The 18,172-nt window shown below is 66.3% G+C and carries 21 protein-coding genes; 20 read left to right on the forward strand and 1 reads right to left on the reverse strand.

Annotated features, from left to right (window positions below):
• Positions 1 to 22: 22 nt before the first annotated feature.
• The 13 genes from ACP15H_RS08310 to ACP15H_RS08370 all read left to right on the forward strand — a co-directional run bounded on the left by ACP15H_RS08310 (position 23) and on the right by ACP15H_RS08370 (position 12,940).
• Positions 23 to 1,135: a branched-chain amino acid ABC transporter substrate-binding protein gene (locus ACP15H_RS08310; protein WP_425065733.1), complete on the forward strand. Its 1,113-nt coding sequence runs from the start codon at positions 23 to 25 to the stop codon at positions 1,133 to 1,135.
• 239 nt (positions 1,136 to 1,374) lie between these two features.
• A complete protein-coding gene (locus tag ACP15H_RS08315) occupies positions 1,375 to 2,052 on the forward strand; it encodes a GNAT family N-acetyltransferase (protein ID WP_425065734.1) in 678 nt (225 codons plus the stop codon).
• 251 nt (positions 2,053 to 2,303) lie between these two features.
• On the forward strand, positions 2,304 to 2,744 hold the full coding sequence (gene rpiB, locus ACP15H_RS08320) for a ribose 5-phosphate isomerase B (RefSeq protein ID WP_425065735.1): 441 nt from the start codon (positions 2,304 to 2,306) through the stop codon (positions 2,742 to 2,744).
• Positions 2,745 to 2,749: 5 nt separating this feature from the next.
• Positions 2,750 to 4,057, forward strand: coding sequence for a serine hydroxymethyltransferase (gene glyA / locus ACP15H_RS08325; RefSeq protein ID WP_425065736.1), 1,308 nt, complete (start codon positions 2,750 to 2,752; stop codon positions 4,055 to 4,057).
• A 34-nt stretch (positions 4,058 to 4,091) separates the two neighbouring features.
• On the forward strand, positions 4,092 to 4,559 hold the full coding sequence (gene nrdR, locus ACP15H_RS08330) for a transcriptional regulator NrdR (RefSeq protein WP_304850666.1): 468 nt from the start codon (positions 4,092 to 4,094) through the stop codon (positions 4,557 to 4,559).
• 8 nt (positions 4,560 to 4,567) lie between these two features.
• Positions 4,568 to 5,656, forward strand: coding sequence for a bifunctional diaminohydroxyphosphoribosylaminopyrimidine deaminase/5-amino-6-(5-phosphoribosylamino)uracil reductase RibD (ribD, locus tag ACP15H_RS08335; RefSeq protein WP_425069873.1), 1,089 nt, complete (start codon positions 4,568 to 4,570; stop codon positions 5,654 to 5,656).
• 9 nt (positions 5,657 to 5,665) lie between these two features.
• The gene (locus tag ACP15H_RS08340) at positions 5,666 to 6,268 is read left to right on the forward strand and encodes a riboflavin synthase (protein WP_425065737.1); all 603 of its coding nucleotides are present in this window, start codon (positions 5,666 to 5,668) and stop codon (positions 6,266 to 6,268) included.
• The gene (gene ribB, locus ACP15H_RS08345; RefSeq protein WP_425065738.1) at positions 6,265 to 7,416 is read left to right on the forward strand and encodes a 3,4-dihydroxy-2-butanone-4-phosphate synthase; all 1,152 of its coding nucleotides are present in this window, start codon (positions 6,265 to 6,267) and stop codon (positions 7,414 to 7,416) included. The genes ACP15H_RS08340 and ribB overlap by 4 nt, the downstream gene beginning before the upstream one ends.
• A gap of 2 nt (positions 7,417 to 7,418) precedes the next feature.
• Positions 7,419 to 7,907 (forward strand): 6,7-dimethyl-8-ribityllumazine synthase, encoded by a 489-nt coding sequence (locus ACP15H_RS08350; protein ID WP_425065739.1) that lies wholly within the window; start codon positions 7,419 to 7,421, stop codon positions 7,905 to 7,907.
• Complete coding sequence (gene nusB / locus ACP15H_RS08355; protein ID WP_425065740.1) at positions 7,904 to 8,374, forward strand: transcription antitermination factor NusB; 471 nt, start codon at positions 7,904 to 7,906, stop codon at positions 8,372 to 8,374. The genes ACP15H_RS08350 and nusB overlap by 4 nt, the downstream gene beginning before the upstream one ends.
• 6 nt (positions 8,375 to 8,380) lie before the next feature.
• Complete coding sequence (thiL, locus tag ACP15H_RS08360) at positions 8,381 to 9,367, forward strand: thiamine-phosphate kinase (RefSeq protein WP_425065741.1); 987 nt, start codon at positions 8,381 to 8,383, stop codon at positions 9,365 to 9,367.
• A gap of 77 nt (positions 9,368 to 9,444) precedes the next feature.
• Positions 9,445 to 10,677 (forward strand): MFS transporter, encoded by a 1,233-nt coding sequence (locus ACP15H_RS08365; protein WP_425065742.1) that lies wholly within the window; start codon positions 9,445 to 9,447, stop codon positions 10,675 to 10,677.
• 157 nt (positions 10,678 to 10,834) lie between these two features.
• Positions 10,835 to 12,940 (forward strand): sodium-translocating pyrophosphatase, encoded by a 2,106-nt coding sequence (locus ACP15H_RS08370; protein ID WP_425065743.1) that lies wholly within the window; start codon positions 10,835 to 10,837, stop codon positions 12,938 to 12,940.
• Between the two features lie 97 nt (positions 12,941 to 13,037).
• On the opposite strand, the gene ACP15H_RS08375 is transcribed toward ACP15H_RS08370, so the two are convergent.
• Positions 13,038 to 13,532: an outer membrane protein assembly factor BamE gene (locus ACP15H_RS08375; RefSeq protein WP_425065744.1), complete on the reverse strand. Its 495-nt coding sequence runs from the start codon at positions 13,530 to 13,532 to the stop codon at positions 13,038 to 13,040.
• Positions 13,533 to 13,666: 134 nt separating this feature from the next.
• On the opposite strand from ACP15H_RS08375, the gene ACP15H_RS08380 reads away from it, so the two are divergent.
• The 7 genes from ACP15H_RS08380 (at position 13,667) to ACP15H_RS08410 (ending at position 18,126) form a co-directional block, all read left to right on the forward strand.
• Positions 13,667 to 14,125, forward strand: a complete 459-nt coding sequence (locus ACP15H_RS08380; RefSeq protein WP_425065745.1) for a ubiquinol-cytochrome C chaperone family protein — start codon at positions 13,667 to 13,669, stop codon at positions 14,123 to 14,125.
• Positions 14,126 to 14,179: 54 nt separating this feature from the next.
• On the forward strand, positions 14,180 to 14,719 hold the full coding sequence (locus tag ACP15H_RS08385; protein WP_425065746.1) for a YceD family protein: 540 nt from the start codon (positions 14,180 to 14,182) through the stop codon (positions 14,717 to 14,719).
• 128 nt (positions 14,720 to 14,847) lie between these two features.
• The gene (gene rpmF / locus ACP15H_RS08390) at positions 14,848 to 15,042 is read left to right on the forward strand and encodes a 50S ribosomal protein L32 (protein ID WP_425065747.1); all 195 of its coding nucleotides are present in this window, start codon (positions 14,848 to 14,850) and stop codon (positions 15,040 to 15,042) included.
• A 52-nt stretch (positions 15,043 to 15,094) separates the two neighbouring features.
• Positions 15,095 to 16,171, forward strand: coding sequence for a phosphate acyltransferase PlsX (plsX, locus tag ACP15H_RS08395; RefSeq protein WP_425065748.1), 1,077 nt, complete (start codon positions 15,095 to 15,097; stop codon positions 16,169 to 16,171).
• The gene (locus ACP15H_RS08400) at positions 16,168 to 17,139 is read left to right on the forward strand and encodes a beta-ketoacyl-ACP synthase III (RefSeq protein ID WP_425065749.1); all 972 of its coding nucleotides are present in this window, start codon (positions 16,168 to 16,170) and stop codon (positions 17,137 to 17,139) included. Before plsX ends, ACP15H_RS08400 begins: the two co-directional genes overlap by 4 nt.
• 123 nt (positions 17,140 to 17,262) lie before the next feature.
• The gene (locus ACP15H_RS08405; RefSeq protein WP_295136311.1) at positions 17,263 to 17,574 is read left to right on the forward strand and encodes an integration host factor subunit alpha; all 312 of its coding nucleotides are present in this window, start codon (positions 17,263 to 17,265) and stop codon (positions 17,572 to 17,574) included.
• A 24-nt stretch (positions 17,575 to 17,598) separates the two neighbouring features.
• The gene (locus ACP15H_RS08410; protein ID WP_425065750.1) at positions 17,599 to 18,126 is read left to right on the forward strand and encodes a MerR family transcriptional regulator; all 528 of its coding nucleotides are present in this window, start codon (positions 17,599 to 17,601) and stop codon (positions 18,124 to 18,126) included.
• Positions 18,127 to 18,172: the final 46 nt, after the last annotated feature.

The following is an 18,172-nucleotide window of genomic DNA, read 5'->3' on the forward strand; positions in this document are numbered from 1 at the left end:
TCAACCAACAAGGGAGACCCGGATGAAGAAGATGTACGGCACACTGGCCGTCGCAGCCGTCGCGCTGATGGCGACGCCCGCGTTTGCCCAGATCAAGATCGGCTCGGCCGGTCCGATGACCGGCTCGAACGCGGCATTCGGCGAGCAGCTGCGGCGCGGCGCCGAGATGGCGGTTGCGGACATCAATGCCGCCGGCGGCGTCAACGGCCAGAAGCTCGAACTCGTGGTCGGCGACGATGCCTGCGATCCCAAGCAGGCGACCGCGGTCGCCAACAAGATGGTCTCGGACAAGGTCGTCTTCGTGGCCGGCCACTTCTGCTCGGGCTCGTCGATCCCGGCCTCGGACATCTACAAGGAAGGCAAGATCCTGCAGATCACGCCGGCCTCGACCAACCCGAAGCTCACGGACGACGCCGCTTCCAAGGGCAATACGACGGTGTTCCGTACCTGCGGCCGTGACGACGTGCAGGGCACGACGGTCGGCAACTACATCCTGAAGAACAACAAGACCGCCAAGGTCGCGATCCTCCACGACAAGTCGCCGTACGGCAAAGGCGTGGCCGACGAGACCAAGAAGGCCCTGAACAAGGGCGGCCTGCGCGAGGCGATGTACGAGGCCTACAACGACACCGACAAGGACTTCGCCGCGCTGATCAACAAGATGAAGCAGGCGAAGATCGATATCATCGTGCTCGGCGGCTACCACACCGCGGGCGCCCTGATCATCAAGCAGGCGCGTGAGCAGGGCCTGGCGGCGAACATGATGGGCTTCGATGCGCTCGAGACGGCCGAGTTCGCCCAGCTGGGCGGCGCGGCCACCAACGGCGTGATGATGTCGTTCCCGCCCAAGGCCGAGGACGACCCGAAGAATGCCGCCCTCGTGAAGAAGTTCCGCGACGCCAAGTACAATCCGGAAGGCTACACGCTGTTCAGCTACGCCGCCGTGAAGGCCTGGGCCGATGCCGCCAACAAGGCGAAGTCGGTCGATGCCGCGACCGTCGCCAAGCAGCTTCGCACCGGCAAGTACGACTCCGCCGTCGGCGTGCTCGAATTCGACGCCAAGGGCGACATCAAGGACGCCGTCTACGACATCTACGTCTGGAAGGACGGCAAGTCGGCGCCGATGAAGAAGTAAGGTAAGCAACCTTTGCAACGGAAAGGCCCGACGTCAGCCGGGCCTTTTCTTTTGCGTGCGTCCGCATACTTCGGCCGGCGTACGCGATCGTATGGACGTCCTGGAACCTCGGTTCGGTTTGCACAGCGCGCAGCCAGGACGCCATCGCCCCAGCGGCTTCAGGCCGTCAAACCAGAAGCATGACGATGGAGTCCGATTCCGGCGAGTAAGCCTTCGGCCTCCATGTTACGGCCCGCCTCATGACGATCAACGTTCTCGACAATCCGGTTTGGCACGCTCTTGTGGGGCCGCACCGAAATCACGCGACCGGCCGTGGAGCCGCCCGCCACTATCCGCGCGACATCGCGCCATTCTCCGCGATCCTCGAGCCGTCCGATCAGGCCTATGCCGACCTTGCCGCGGATCTTCCGGTTGGCGCCGAGGCACGCCTGTTCCGGCCGGCAGAGGAGCCGCTTCCAGCCGGCTGGGACGATCTTGGTCACTTTCCCCTGCTGCAGATGGTGGCGACACGAACTCCGGAGGGCGGCGGCGAGGCGGTTTCGACGCTCTCGTCGGCCGACGCCGCGGCAATGCTCGACCTCGTCGAGCTGGCCCAACCCGGTCCGTTTGGGCGCCGTACGCCGCTGCTGGGCCGCTATCTCGGCGTCTGGCAGGGAGATCGCCTTGTGGCCATGGCAGGCGAGCGGCTGCGCGTGCCGGGCCATGTCGAGTTGAGCGCGATTTGCGTTCGGCCGGAAGTGCGGGGACAAGGACACGCGAGCAGACTGGTGCGGCGGCTGATGCGCTTGGCCTTTGAGAACGACGAAGTACCGTTTCTGCACGTACGGCCCGACAACCAGCCGGCGATCGACCTCTATCATCACTTGGGCTTCCAGATCCGCCGCGAACTCATGGTCCTTTGGCGCCGCCCTGGATGAGTGAAGGCGCCGACCGCCACGGGGCGCCGGTCGTCTGGGCCGCCGCAGGCGACCGCGTGGCTATGTCGTGCCATTTCCGCTGGCGGCGGCCGTACAGACCCTCGCGGGGAGGATTGTCGCACTGGGCCGACGAATTTCCGAGCCAATTTAGGGTCTTGTGGGTCACCTTCCACGATTTTGCGAAACGGTGACATCGCGGCCCCGGATATGGTATCGGGGGGCTCAATAGCTAGAGGGGGTCGATCGTCGAAATGCCGGGTGGCACCATCGCGGTCGCGTCGGATCATGCCGGCTTCGACCTTAAGGAAAGTCTGAAACGGGACCTGCAGGAAGCGGGTCACGAAGTGCTGGACCTCGGCACGCATTCGACCGCATCCGTCGACTATCCGGACTTCGGAAGAGCGATGGGCGACGCCATTGCCTCGGGCAAGGCCGAGCGCGGCGTTCTCGTCTGCGGCAGCGGGATCGGCATTTCGATTGCGGCAAACCGCAATCCCAAGGTTCGCGCAGTCCTCGCGCACGATGTGACCTCGGCGCGCCTGTCGCGCGAGCACAACGATGCGAACGTCATCGCCTTCGGCCAGCGCCTGACCGGTATCGAGGTTGCGCGCGAGGCGTTGAAGGTCTTTCTCGCGACGAAGTTCGAAGGCGGCCGCCATGCCGGCCGCGTCGACAAGCTTTCGAAGGGTTGAGTATCATGAGCCAAGCCGCTGCCAGCACGGCACAGTCGCCGTTGCCGATGTTCACCACGAGTCTCGCCGAAGCGGATCCCGCGATCGACGCGGTGCTGAAGGGCGAACTGCATCGCCAGCGTGAGCAGATCGAGCTGATCGCCTCGGAGAACATCGTCTCGCGGGCGGTGCTCGAGGCGGCCGGCTCGGTGCTGACGAACAAGTACGCGGAAGGCTACCCGCGTCGCCGCTATTACGGCGGCTGCGAGGAAGTCGACAAGGCCGAGGATCTGGCCATCGAGCGCGCGAAGAAGCTGTTCGACTGCTCGTTCGCCAACGTCCAGCCGCATTCCGGCGCGCAGGCCAACCAGGCCGTTTTCATGGCACTGCTGCAGCCGGGCGACACGTTCCTCGGCATGGCGCTCGACCAGGGCGGGCATCTCACGCACGGCTCGCCGGCCAACCAGTCGGGCAAGTGGTTCAAGGTCGTGTCCTACGGGCTGAAGCCCGACACGCATCTGATCGACTACGAGCAGATGGAAGAGGCGGCCCGCCGCGAGAAGCCCAAGGTGATCATCGCCGGCGCCTCGGCCTATTCGCGGCACATCGACTGGGCGCGCTTCCGCAAGGTGGCCGACGAGGTCGGCGCCTACTTCATGGTCGACATGGCGCACTATGCCGGTCTCGTCGCGGCCGGCGTCTACCCGAGCCCGCTGCCGCATGCCCATGTCGTGACGACGACGACGCACAAGACGCTGCGCGGCCCCCGCGGCGGCATGATCCTGTCGAACGATGCCGAGCTCGGGAAGAAGATCAACTCCGCCGTGTTCCCCGGCCTGCAGGGCGGCCCGCTGATGCACATCATCGCCGCCAAGGCCGTGGCGTTCGGCGAGGCGCTGAAGCCGGACTTCAAGGTCTACGCCCAGAACGTGATCGACAATGCGCGTGCGCTCGCCGCCGCGCTGACGGAGCGCGGGCTGAAGATCGTCTCGGGCGGGACCGACAGCCACGTCATGCTGGTCGACCTGCGACCGAAGAAGGCGACCGGCGTGTCGGCGGAGAAGGTGCTCGATCGCGCCGGCATCACGACCAACAAGAACAGCATTCCGGGAGATCCGGAGAAGTACACGGTGACGTCGGGCGTGCGGCTCGGCTCGCCGGCGGGAACGACGCGCGGCTTCGGCGTCGCCGAGTTCCAGCAGATCGGCCATCTCATCGCCGACGTGCTCGACGGCATCGCCAAGAACGGTCCGGACGGAGACGCCCAGGTCGAGGCCCAGGTTCGCGCCAAGGTCCACGCCCTGTGCGCGCGCTTCCCGATCTACCGCGACTGACAAGGCGCCAAGCCGGAACGAACGGGAGAACGAGATGCGCTGTCCATTCTGCGGTCACGAGGACACACAAGTTAAGGACTCGCGGCCGACCGACGACAATTCGGCGATCCGCCGGCGGCGCTACTGCCCGTCCTGCGGCTCGCGCTTCACGACCTTCGAGCGGGTGCAGTTGCGCGAGCTGACGGTGGTGAAGAAGAACGGACAGCGGGTGCAGTTCGACCGTGACAAGCTGGCGCGTTCCATCCAGGTCGCGTGCCGCAAGCGGCCGGTCGATCCGGAGCGGATGGAGCGCGTCGTGAACGGAATAGTTCGCCGGCTCGAGAGCTCCGGCGAGAGCGAGATCCCGTCGACGCAGATCGGCGAACTGGTGATGGACGCGCTGCGCGCGCTCGATCCGGTGGCTTACGTCCGGTTCGCGTCGGTCTATCGCAACTTCCGCGAGGCCCGCGACTTCGAGGAGTTCATCTCCGACCTCGCCGATACCGCCCACTTCAAGGACTGACGCCGATGATGCGCGCGGCGCTCGCGCTGGCGCGCCGGTCTCTGGGGACCACCTGGCCCAACCCTGCGGTCGGCTGCGTGATTGTGCGCGACGGTCAGGTGCTGGCGCGCGGCCGCACGCGGGAGGGCGGTCGCCCGCATGCCGAAGCCGATGCGATCGCGCAGGCTGCGCAGGCCGGTCAGTCGCTGAAGGGCGCCACGGCCTACGTCACCCTGGAACCCTGCTCGCACCACGGCCGGACGCCGCCCTGTGCGGATGCGCTGGTGGCGGCGGGCATCGAGCGCGTCGTGTCGGCGCTCGAGGATCCCGATCCAAGGGTCAAGGGGCAGGGGCATGCACGGCTGAAGGCGGCCGGACTTGCCGTGCAGATCGGAGAGGGCGCCGCCCAGGCGGCCGAGATCAACGCCGGCTTCCTGTTACGGGTCCGGGAGGGCCGGCCGCTCTTCCATCTCAAGATGGCCGGCTCGCTCGACGGCCGCATCGCGACCGCCTCGGGCGAGAGCAAATGGATCACCGGCGAGGCGGCACGACGGGACGGCCACCGGCTGCGGGCAATCCACGACGCGATCCTGGTCGGCGCCGCAACGGCTGAAGCCGACGATCCGGAACTGACCTGCCGCCTGCCGGGCCTGGGGGCACGCTCGCCCGTCCGCATCGTCCTCGACTCGCAGGCGCGGCTGTCGGCCCGGTCGAAACTGGCCGCGTCGGCACGGGTTACGCCGGTTTGGCTGCTGTGTACGAAGGCCGCTCCGGCCGATCGCCGGGATGCGCTGAGCGAGCTTGGCGTGGAGATCGTCGAGGTCGATAGTGGCAGCGACGGCCGGATCGATGTTCTGGCGGGCGCACGGGCGTTGGGCGCACGGGGGCTCACCCGGGTCCTGGTCGAGGGCGGCGGGCAGGTCGCGGCGTCGTTCCTGAAGGCGGGGCTGGTCGACGGCATTTCAAGCTACCGGGCAGGGCTCGTGCTCGGCGGAGACGGCCGCACTGCGGTCGGCGGACTGGATTTTGCACGGCTCGGTTCCGCGCCCCGGTTCCGGCTGGTTTCGGCGCGGCAACTGCAGGGCGACACGCTGGAAACCTGGCGGCGGGAGGACTAAGTAGCGGCCATGTTCACAGGCATAGTGACTGACATCGGCGAGATCGTCTCGGTCGACCCCGGCGGCAAGGCAGGCGATCGCAGGTTCGTCATCGCCACGAAGCACGACATGACGCCGATCGCCATCGGCGCCTCGATCGCCTGTTCGGGCTGCTGCCTGACGGTGATCGAAAAAAGCGCAGGCCGGTTTGCCGTCGAGGTTTCGGCCGAGAGTCTCGACAAGACGCATCTGGGAGACTGGACGGTCGGCAGCCGCCTCAACCTCGAATTGTCGTTGAAGCTCGGCGACGAGCTGGGCGGGCATCTCGTCTACGGTCACGTCGACGGTGTGGGCAAGATCGTCTCGTTGACGCCGGAAGGCGGCAGCGTGCGCTTCGTGTTCGAGGCGCCGCCGGAAGTGGCCCGTTTCGTTGCGGCGAAGGGCTCTATTGCGATCGACGGGATCTCGCTCACAGTGAATGAAGTGGACGACAATCGCTTCGGCGTGAACGTGATTTCACACACCCAGTCCGTCACCACGCTGGGCCAGGCCCGGGTCGGCCAGAGGGTCAACCTTGAGGTGGATATGCTCGCGCGTTACGTTGCGCGATTGTTGGAGCATCAGAAATCATGAGTGCGCTCGAAAAGGACGCTTGGCGGATCACCTTCAGCGAAGTGAAGGCCGCTGCCGAGGACATCATCGAGGAAGCCCGCAAGGGCCGGATGTTCATCCTCGTCGACGATGAGGATCGCGAGAACGAGGGCGACCTGGTGATTCCCGCCCAGTGGGCCAGTCCCGAGGCGATCAACTTCATGGCCAGGCATGCGCGCGGCCTGATCTGCCTGGCGCTCACGCGCGAACGGGTCGAGCAACTCGGCCTGCCGCTGATGTCGCAGAACAACCGCACCCGTCACTCGACCGCGTTCACCGTCTCCATCGAGGCCCGCGAGGGCGTGACGACGGGCATCTCGGCCGCCGATCGCGCGCGCACCGTCTCTGTCGCGATCGACCCGTCCTGCGGGCCGCAGGACATCGTGACCCCGGGCCACGTCTTTCCGCTGGTTGCCCGCGACGGCGGCACGCTGGAGCGCACCGGCCACACCGAGGCTGCCGTCGATCTCGCCCGTCTGGCGGGGCTCAATCCGGCCGGCGTGATCTGCGAGATCATGAACGACGACGGCACGATGGCCCGTCGAAACGACCTGATCACCTTCGCGCAGCGTCATGGCCTCAAGATCGGCACCATCGCCGACCTGATCGCCTATCGCCGTCGCTACGATTCGATCGTCAAGCGCATCAGCGAGACCACGCTCGACAGCACCTGGGGCGGCGACTTCCGATGCGTCGTCTATGTGAACAAGGTGACGATGGCGCAGCACGTCGCGCTGGTGAAGGGCGACCCCGCGGCGGGTGGTCCCGTCATGGTCCGTATGCATGCGGTGAACCTCTTCACCGACACGCTGGGCCAGCGCAGCGGCGGCCGGGGCGGCGAAATCGAGGCTTCGATGCGCGAGATCGCCAAGGAAGGCCGCGGCGTTATCGTGCTGATCCGCGAGCCGCTCACCGTCGTTCTGGCCGAGCAGCGCCGCCGCGCCGGCGAACCGATCGAACCGTCGGGGCAGGAATTGCGCGACTACGGCGTGGGCGCCCAGATCCTGCTCGATCTCGGCGTGAAGGAAATGGTGCTGCTCAGCAATTCGCAGAAGAGCGTCGTCGCTCTCGAGGGCTTCGGCCTCAAGATCGTCGCCCAGAAGCCGGTTCCCGGCCGCGCAAAGGTCTGACCATGTCGACACGGACGGAAAATCCGACCGCCCGGCCGGCGGTCGCCGGGGTCAAGGGCGCGCGCATCCTGATCGTCGAGTCGCGCTACTACGCCGACATCGCCGATGCTCTCATCGAAGGCGCCGAGCGTGAGATCGCGAAGAATGGCGCCAAGTCGGAACGGGTCGTCGTTCCTGGTGCTTTCGAGATCCCCGGTGCGATCGCGCTGGCGGCTGCCAAGAAGGGCAAGCGCTACGACGGCTACGTGGCCCTGGGCTGCGTGATCCGGGGCGAGACGACGCATTACGACTATGTCTGCGGCGAGAGCGCGCGCGGGCTGATGGACCTCGCGGTTCAGAAGAAGCTGGCGATCGGCTACGGCATCGTGACGGTCGAGAATGTCGAGCAGGCCCGGGCACGCGCCTATACCGACCGCGGCGACAAGGGCGGCGATGCGGCCCATGCCTGCCTCGCCATGGTGGCTCTCGGCCGACGCTGGAAAAAATCGTGAGCGACGCCAAGCCGGCCGGCCCCAGCCGTCGCCAGGCCGCACGGCTGGCGGCGGTGCAGGCGCTCTATCAATGGCAGGAGGGGCAGGACGCCCCGGCCGAGATCGTCGAGCAGTTCCTGAAGGTCCGCACGGGCGAAGCCGGCGAGGGCGGCATGCGCCGCGACGCCGACCGGCCGTTGTTCAAGGACGTGGTCGAGGGCACCGCGAGCAAGCGTGACGAGCTGGAGACGCTCGTGTCGGCGTCGCTGGCTGAGGATTGGACGTGGGCGCGCGTGGACCGTCTCGTGCGTGCCATTCTGCTCGCCGGGGCCTACGAGCTCGCGCACCGCCCCGATGTCCCGCTGCGCGTCGTCATCAACGAGTATGTCGAGATCGCCCACGCCTTCTACGACAAGGGTGAGCCGAGCTTCATCAACTCCGTTCTCGACCGCGTGGCGCGCCAGGCGCGGCCGTCCGACCAGAAGTAGAGCGTCATGGCGCGGGCGCGTCGGCTCGGCGAATTCGAACTGATCGCCCGCTACTTCGCGCCGCTCGCCCGCGACTTCGACGGGGCGGGCGGGCTCCAGAGCGACAATGCCTTCCTGCCTGCGGATGCGCGGCATGACCTCGTGGTCAAGACCGACACGGTTGTCGCGGGTGTCCATTTCCTGGCCGACGATCTGCCCGGGCGCATTGCCGCCAAGGCGCTTCGGGTCTGCCTGTCCGATCTTGCCGCGGGTGGCGCGACCCCCTTCGTCTACCAGCTCTCGCTCGCTCTGCCATCGACCTGGCGGGAGGCCTGGGTCTCGGCCTTCGCCAAGGGCCTGGCCGCCGACCAGCGTCGCTTCGGGATCGTTCTCTGTGGCGGCGACACGGTCGTCACGCCCGGGCCGCTCACGATCACGATTACCGCCTTCGGGCGCGTCGCTCGCGGCAAGGGTGTGACCCGCGCCGGCGCGCGGGCAGGGGACGAGCTCTGGGTGAGCGGCACGATCGGCGACGGGGCGCTCGGGCTGCTCGCCGCACAGGGGGGGCTTCCCGCGCTGACGAACCGGCAGCGCGCGGTGCTCGAGGATCGCTATCGCCTGCCACAGCCGCGCAGTGCGCTGGGGCCGAGTCTCACGGGTGTCGTGACGGCGATGGCCGACGTTTCCGACGGTCTCTTGGCCGATGCCGGCCATGTCGCCGACGCCTCCCGCCTGGCCGTGAGCATCGAACGCGACGACGTGCCCCTGTCACCCGCCGCCCGTGCGGCGGTGTTGGCGGATTCCCGCCTGTGGGCGAACGTCCTGGGCGGCGGTGACGACTATGAGCTCGTGATGGCGGTGCCGATGCGCCGCCGGACCGCGCTCCAGGCCGCCGCGCGCGCGGCCGGCATTCAGGTCACGTGCATCGGCCGCTTTGGCCGCGGCAGCGGAGTTGCCGTAATGGCGAACGGCCGGTCGATCGCGGCCCTGCGCAAGGGATACGTTCACTTCTAGCGAATCACACATCCTCATAGCTGCACTGCGCGGCGCGCCATGGCGCGGGCAGGGCTCCTGACTAGAGTGCCGGCCCAATGGATGGATCATCGAAGGTGCAGGAAGCGCCGGCAAACTCCGACGGGCGCATGCCGCGCCGGTCGATGCGCAACATCGCCTTGCTGGCAATGTGCCAGGCGCTGACTCAAAGCAGCAACACGCTCATGTTCGCCTCCTCGGCGCTGGCGGTGCTCACCATCGTCTCGCCGGACATGCGCATGTGGGCCAACCTGCCGGTGACCATGCAGCATCTCGGCGTCATGCTGTCGGTGTTCCCGGCATCGCTGCTGATGATGCGGCGCGGCCGCAAGTTCGGTTTCCGCAGCGGTTCCGTGATGGGCATGGTCGGGTCGTCGCTGGCGGCCATCGGGCTCGGGCTCGGCAGCTTCCCGGTGATGTGCCTGGGCGGCCTGTTCCTGGGCTACGGCATCGCCAACATGCAGCTCTATCGCTTTGCCGCCGTCGAACTGGCGCCAGCGCCGCATCGCGCGCAGGCCATCTCCTATGTCACGGCGGGGGGCGTGCTCGCCGGCATCCTGGGCCCCAGCCTGGCGCGTTTCACGCCCGATCTCTGGCAGCCGCTCTTCCAGGCGAGCTTCGTCGCCGTCATCTTCATTCATATCCTCGTCTTCATCGTGCTGGGATTCATCGAGTTCCCCCAGGTCAGGGTCGAGGACACCGCCGGACCGCAGCGTCCGCTCTCCCAGATCGTGACCCAGCCGACCTACATGGTGGCCTGCGCCGGTGCCATGATCGCCTTCGGCGTGATGTCCTTCGTGATGGCGGCCTCGCCGCTCGCCATCGTGCAATGCGGGCTCAAGGCGACCGAGGCTCCGGTGACGATCTTCGTCCACGTCATGGGCATGTTCATCCCGTCCTTCTTCACCGGTCACCTGATCGCGCGCTTCGGGGTGTTCAACGTCATGATCGCCGGCATCGTGCTGCTGGTGGCAGGGGTGATGGTCGCGCTGACGGGCATCACCGAATGGCACTTCCGTGGGGCACTCACCCTGAACGGCGTGGGCTGGAACTTCCTGTTCGTCGGCGCGACGACGCTTCTGACCACGACCTACCGTCCGGCGGAGCGCGGCAAGGCCCAGGCCTTCAACGACTTCATGGTGTTCGGCGTCACCACGGTGGCCAGCCTGATGGCCAGTGTCGTGCTCGAACTCAAGGGCTGGGCATCGCTGAACTACGTGGCGCTGGTCCTGGTTCTGATCGCCCTGATGGTCATCGGCATTTACCGGCTGCGCAATCCGTCACGCGTTTGAAGCCAAGCCCTTGAGGCAACGAGGCTTTTCCTCGTCTGCGGTTGCGCGCCCACGGGCCATCTGTCATTTTTCCAGGTACCTCGCGTCCAGGGGGAGTTCGCGTGCTTCAGGTCGCGATGTGCGTAAAAGAGACGAAAAAACAATAGGTTAGGGAAACATGTCCACGGTTCTTTGGGGCGTCATCGGCTGCGGCTTGATAGCCGTGCTGTATGGCGTCGTTACCGCGTCACGGGTTATGGCGGCCGATGCCGGCACGCCACGCATGCAGGAAATTGCGCAAGCCATCCAGGAGGGTGCGGCTGCCTACCTGCGCCGCCAGTACACCACCATTGGCATCGTGGGCATCGTCGTCCTGGTCGTTCTCGCTCTCCTGCTGGGCAAGTTCGCCGCCATCGGCTTCCTGATCGGCGCCGTTCTGTCGGGCGCCACGGGCTTCATCGGCATGAACGTCTCGGTCCGCGCCAACGTGCGCACCGCGGTGGCGGCGCAGAAGAGCCTGGCCTCCGGTCTCGACCTCGCCTTCAAGGCTGGCGCGGTGACCGGCATGCTGGTGGCCGGCCTCGCCCTGATCGGCGTCGGCGGATACTACGCGGTGCTGCTCAACATGGGGATCCCCGGCGGCAGCCGCGACATGATCGATGCGCTGGTCTCGCTGGGCTTCGGCGCTTCGCTGATCTCGATCTTCGCCCGTCTCGGCGGCGGCATCTTTACCAAGGGGGCGGACGTCGGCGGCGACATGGTCGGCAAGGTCGAAGCGGGCATTCCGGAGGATGACCCCCGCAATCCGGCGACCATCGCCGACAACGTGGGCGACAATGTCGGCGATTGCGCCGGCATGGCGGCCGACCTGTTCGAGACCTATGCGGTGACGACCGTCGCCACCATGGTCCTGGCCTCGATCTTCTTCGCGGCCGATCCGGTCCTCGTCGGCAAGTTGATGGCCTATCCGCTGGTCATCGGCGGCGCCTGCATCATCACCTCGATCATCGGCACCTACTTCGTCCGTCTCGGCTCGGACGGCAACATCATGTGGGCGATGTACAAGGGCGTGATCGTGGCCGCCGTGCTGTCGATCCCGGCCATCTACTTTGCCACCGACCGCCTGGTCGGCATGGGCACGGTCCTGACGGTGGGCGATCGCTCGTTCACCGGCCTGTCGTTGTTCTGGTGTTCGCTGGTCGGCCTCGCCATCACCGGCCTGATCGTCTGGGTCACCGAGTACTACACCGGCACCGACTATCGCCCCGTGAAGGCCGTGGCGCAGGCCTCGGTCACCGGCCATGGCACCAACGTCATCGCGGGTCTCGCGATGTCGATGGAAGCCACGGCGGGCCCGGCGCTGCTGATCTGCGCCGGCATCGTGACCTGCTACATCCTCGCGGGCCTCTTCGGCATCGCCATCGCCACGACCGCCATGCTGGCGCTCGCGGGCATGATCGTTGCCCTTGATGCCTACGGCCCGGTGACCGACAATGCCGGCGGCATTGCCGAAATGGCCGGCCTGCCGAAGGAAGTGCGCAAGAACACCGACGCGCTCGATGCAGTCGGCAACACCACCAAGGCCGTCACCAAGGGCTACGCCATCGCTTCGGCCGGCCTCGGTGCGCTGGTGCTGTTCGCGGCCTACACGTCGGACCTCGACTACTTCATCGCCGCCGGCAAACTGGGCGTCAAATCGGTCGATTTCTCGCTGAAGAATCCGTACGTCGTGGTCGGCCTGCTGGTCGGTGGCCTGCTGCCGTACCTGTTCGGCGGCATGTCGATGCTGGCCGTCGGCCGCGCCGCCCAGTCGGTCGTCGAGGAAGTGCGTCGCCAGTTCAAGGAGAAGCCCGGCATCATGGCGGGCACGGACCGGCCGGATTACGGCCGCGCCGTCGACATGCTCACCAAGTCGGCGATCAAGGAGATGATGATCCCGTCGCTGCTGCCGGTGCTGTCGCCGATCGTGCTCTTCTTCGTGATCGCGGCCATCGCCAATCGCTCGGATGCCTTCGCGGCGGTCGGCGCCATGCTGCTCGGCGTGATCGTCACCGGTATCTTCGTCGCCATCTCGATGACGGCGGGCGGCGGTGCCTGGGACAACGCCAAGAAGTACATCGAGGAAGGCCATTTCGGCGGCAAGGGATCCGACGCTCACAAGGCGGCGGTCACCGGTGACACCGTCGGCGACCCGTACAAGGACACGGCCGGCCCGGCCGTCAATCCGATGATCAAGATCACGAACATCGTGGCCCTGCTGCTCCTCGCCGTCCTGGCGCACTGAGCGGACGCGGAACCTCAAACGGAAAAGCCCCGGTCGAAGGACCGGGGCTTTTTCTTTGAGGATCCTCGCTGGCGCCGGGCCAGGAGACGAACTGGCGTCAGATGCCGCCGCCGCTGGTCGGGGCGCCAGGGTTGGTACCCTGGCCCTTCGGACCGCTGAAGCGGCCGACATTGCCCAGGACCTGCTCGAGGACCGTGAGCTCCTTGCCCGACGTGGGGGTGATGCGGGAGACCATCTGAATGTCCTGCGCGTCCTTCAGGTCGTAATTCTTGATCGCGTCGATGCGACCTGCTTCGTTGAACGTGACCTGGATCACCTTCTGAGAGCTGATCCGGGGCTTGGTGTAGGCCCAGTATTCCTGCGTCTCGCTGATGTAGTACCAGACGTTCGGATTGAAGGTCGCCACAGCCGAAGGCGATCCAATCAGGCGGACCACGTCCTCTCGGCTCTGTGCGCCGACTTCGAGCTTTTCGACGGATCCCGGCGTCGCGGCGAAGCCACGCATGTCGACGGTGTTCTCACAGCCGCCAAGGGTGACGACGGCAGAGACGGCGAGGACGCTGGCAAGGGCGAGCGGGGCGGTGCGACGCATGGACTGCTTCTTGGCTTTGGGGGAAGAGGGAATGCAAGATGTCGTGGTGAGGGGCGCCGGTCAACCGCTTGCCCACTGAATTGGGAAGGAAGTCGTTCGTGTTCCGTCGCCGAAAGCCCGAGGACGAACTCGCCATGGCCATCTATCGCCAGGTGGCCGAGCAGGCGCGCGCGCCTGAGCTCTTCGAAGCTTGCGGCATACCCGACACTCTGGACGGTCGTTTCGACTCTCTGGCGCTCCATGCCGCGCTGATGATCGACCGGCTGCGCCGGGAGCCCGATGGCGAGGCCCTGGCCCAGGCCTTCTTCGACGCCATGTTTCGACATCTCGATCTCACTTTGCGCGAGATCGGCATCCAGGATCTGGGAGTAGGGCGGCGTATCAAGATCATGGCCGAAGGGTTTCATGGTCGGGCGCTGGCCTACCGCGAGGCGCTGAACGATGGACCCACCCCGCTTGCCGAGGTCTTGCGCCGCAACGCCTATGGCGGTAGGCCGCCTCAGGATTCCGAGTTTGTCGGTCGGCTCGAAGCCCATATCAGGGCCTATGTACGATCCCTCGATGCGACGCCCCGCAACGGCTTGATAAAGTGAATTAAGAAGATGCCGCAAAATATTGAAAATAAAAGCAAATCAGAGATCGAGAGAATGGTCGACCTCGAGAAGCTCGGCAATAGCGGCGCCGCCCTCGACATTTCGACCTCGGAGAGCGAGCGCGCGGCGCTGGCCAAGCGCTTCGGGTTCCTGGACCTCCCGGCGTTTTCGGCGCGCGTGTCCGTGGACCGCAAACCGGGCGGACAGATCATCGTCGAGGGCCGTCTCAAGGGGCGGATCGTGCAGGCCTGCATCTTGAGCCTCGACCCGGTGACGCAGGAACTGGACGATGCCTTCCGCCTCGTCTTCGCCGAGAACCTGACGGAAGACCGCGATCCCGAGAGCGGAGAGGCCCTGTTGAATGCCCAGGGAGACGCACCGGAGCCCTTGGAGGGAAACATGCTGGATGTCGGCGAAATCGTCGCCGAGCAATTGTCGCTGACGGCCGATCCCTATCCGCGGCGGCCCGGGATCAAACTCGAAGATGTGCTGCCCAAGCCGAAGGGCGGCGCCCGCCGCTCGGCGCCCGAGCAGCGCCGGCATCCTTTCGCCGGATTGGCGGCGTTGAAGGACAAGCCACCCCGCGGCCGGTAAATTGTTGCGGCGGTGAGACGTTTTGGCTAGAGAAGGCCGCCCGCCGCGCCCGTAGAGCGCGGCTGCAGCATTTCTGGGGGCATGCCCTGCTTGTATTGGCGGGTGCGGCCCTCGTTCTGGAGATCGTCATGGCAGTTCCCAAGAAAAAGGTTTCGAAGTCCCGTCGCAACATGCGTCGCTCGCACCACGCGCTGCCGACCATGGCGTTCGTGGAGTGCAAGAACTGTGGCGAGCTGAAGCGCCCGCACATGGTTTGCTCGCATTGCGGCTACTATCGCGAGGACATGCCCGTCCTGGCCGACGCCGCGTCGGCCGAGAAGTAGTCAGAAGCACGCCGCCGGCAATGCGCTGGCAGTCGACAGTCGGAGCGTGACGGTGGGTACGAAAAAGATCGTACTCGCCCTCGATGGCATGGGCGGCGATCATGCCCCCGACGTCATCGTGAACGGCGCCGACATCGCCCGCGAGCGCTATCCCGGAACCTCCTTCCTGCTGTTCGGCGACGAAGCGCGCCTGAAGGCGCTCGTCGACAAGCGCAAGGGTCTCGCGCAGGTGCTCGAGATCGTGCCGTCTGAAGACGCCGTGCTGGCCGGGGACAAGCCGTCGTTTGCGCTGCGCCGCCGCCGCAAGTCGAGCATGTGGATGGCGGTCGAAGCCGCGGCCCAGGGCCGTGCCGATACGATCGTCTCGGCCGGCAACACCGGTGCGCTTCTCGCCATATCGATGTTCGCGATGCGCATGCTCGAGGGCGTGGACCGGCCGGCACTGGCCTCGTTCCTGCCGACCTCGCGCGGCGAGAGCATCATGCTCGACCTCGGCGCGAATCTCGAATGCGACGCCAGCAATCTCACGCAATTCGCCGTCATGGGCAGCGTCTTTGCGCAGATCCTGCTCGGCCTCGACAAGCCCAGGGTCGGCCTGCTGAACGTCGGCTCTGAGGAGCTGAAAGGCCATGAAGAGCTACGCCAGGCAGCAGCCCTGCTGCGCCGTGAAGGCTCGCCTGTTTCCTTCCACGGTTTCGTCGAGGGCAACGACATCGGTGCGGGCGTGGCCGATGTCGTGGTCACCGACGGTTTTACGGGCAACGTCGCGCTGAAGGCGATCGAAGGTACGGCCAAGCTCTATACCCAGTTCGTGCGCGACGCTTTCCGGACCTCCACCTTCGCCAAGCTCGGCTATCTGTTCGCCTCGGGCGCCTGGTCGAAGCTGCGCGTGCGCGTCGATCCGCGCCGCTACAATGGCGGCGTGTTCCTCGGCCTCGACGGGGTTTGCGTGAAGAGCCATGGCGGCACGGACGCGCTGGGCTTCGCCTACGCCATCGGCGTGGCGGTCGACCTGGTCCGCTACGAATACAAGAGCAAGCTTGTCGAGGGCCTGGCCCGGCTGCACGAGATCACCTCGGCAACCGAAACGCCGGCCGCATCGCTGCAGGCCACCGGAGGAACTGCGTGATTCGTTCTGTCGTCCAGGGCTGCGGTTCGTATCTGCCCGAGCGTGTCGTCACCAACGAAGAATTGTCGAAGACGGTCGAGACCACCGACGAGTGGATCCGCCAGCGCACCGGCATCTGCCAGCGCCACATCGCGGCCGAGGGTGAGTTTACCTCCCACCTCGCGATCAAGGCCTCGCAGCGCGCGCTCGACCATGCCGGCCTCAAGGCGTCCGACCTCGACCTGATCGTGCTCGCGACGGCTACGCCCGATCAGACGTTTCCCGCCACGGCTACGCGCGTGCAGGCCGCCCTCGGCATGACCAGGGGCGCGGCCTTCGATGTCCAGGCGGTGTGCGCGGGCTTCGTCTACGGCGTCTCGGTTGCCGACAGCCTGATCAAGAGCGGCCTCGCCTCGACCGCCCTGGTGATCGGCGCGGAGACGTTCTCGCGCATCCTCGACTGGGAAGATCGCGGCACCTGCGTGCTGTTCGGCGACGGCGCCGGCGCGATCGTGCTCAAGGGCGAGCAGGGCGCCGGTACTTCGGCCGATCGCGGCATTCTCGCCAACGCGCTGCATTCCGACGGGCGCCATCACGACATCCTCTATGTCGACGGCGGCCCATCCTCGACCCGGACCACCGGCTTTCTCCGCATGGAAGGCAAGGAGGTTTTCAAACATGCCGTTGTCAACATGGCGGCGGTCGTGGGCGAAGTGCTGGCCAAGGCAGGGCTCGAGCCCAAGGACATCGACTGGCTGGTCCCGCACCAGGCCAACAAGCGCATCATCGATGGCACCGGCCGCAAGCTCGGCCTGCCCCCGGAGCGCGTCGTGATGACGGTCGACAAGCATGCCAACACGTCCGCCGCGTCGATCCCGCTGGCGCTCGACGTCGCCGTCAAGGACGGCCGCATCAAGAAGGGCGATCTGCTGCTGCTCGAGGGCATCGGCGGCGGCCTGTCCTGGGGCGCGAGCCTCGTTCGCTGGTAAGACAAGAATAAACGCCAACGGAACGTGAACAGGCAGCGATTCAAGTCCAGCCGCTATCCCACTGATATTGACCGCTTTCCCACCTTAGAGTAAGGATTAAGTGGGGGAAGAAGAGGTACCGGAGTGGACGGCCGGACTATTACGCGCGCCGATTTGAGCGAGTCAGTGTTCCAAGAAGTGGGACTGTCTCGCAATGAATCCAGCGATCTCGTGGAGACTATTCTCTCCGAGGTGGTGGAAGCGTTGGCGCGCGGCGAGTCGGTGAAGATCTCCTCGTTCGGGAGTTTCACGGTTCGCGACAAGGGGCAAAGGGTCGGCCGCAACCCAAAGACCGGGCAGGAAGTTCCCATCCTGCCGCGGCGAGTCCTCGTCTTTCGAGCGTCGAATGTCCTGAAAACACTGATCAACGGGGCGCCCGGCGAGAACAAGGGGTAGTTTGGGAACACGAGGGGATCAGGGATGGCCGTTTCGGTTCAGACCGTCGAAAGACGGGTCGAGAAGTCGGCGCAGGCGTTTCGAACGATCAGCGAGGTTGCGACCGAGCTCGACGTCCCGCAGCACGTGCTGCGGTTCTGGGAGAGCAAGTTCTCCCAGGTTCGGCCACTGAAGCGGGGCGGGGGCCGTCGCTACTACAGGCCGGAAGACATCGACCTGCTGCGCCGCATCCGCGCGCTGCTCTACGAAGACGGTTACACGATCAAGGGCGTGCAGCGCCTGCTGAAGGAAGGCCGCGGCCGGCTGCCGGCCCAGCGTCTCGACCTTGCGGCCGAGAGCGCCCTGGAGAGCCTGCGTATCGTGTCGGCGCGCGCCGAGGCGATGGCAGGGGGCAACCGCCAGCCGCTGCCGCGGACCGGCCCACAGCCCTCCACCACCACGCCGCGCGCGGCGGTCCTCGACCTCCACAAGCGCCGTGAGATCGAATCCGTGCTCGAAGACCTCGAACAGGCGCTGACGCAGCTGCGCAGCACGCTGAAGACGCAAAACTAGGTCTACGCGCCTGGAGCATCGCCGGGGGGCGGCGCTCTAGGGCTTG

The sequence above is a fragment of the Reyranella sp. genome, assembly GCF_965249915.1.
In the GTDB taxonomy this organism is placed as follows: Bacteria; Pseudomonadota; Alphaproteobacteria; order Reyranellales; family Reyranellaceae; genus Reyranella.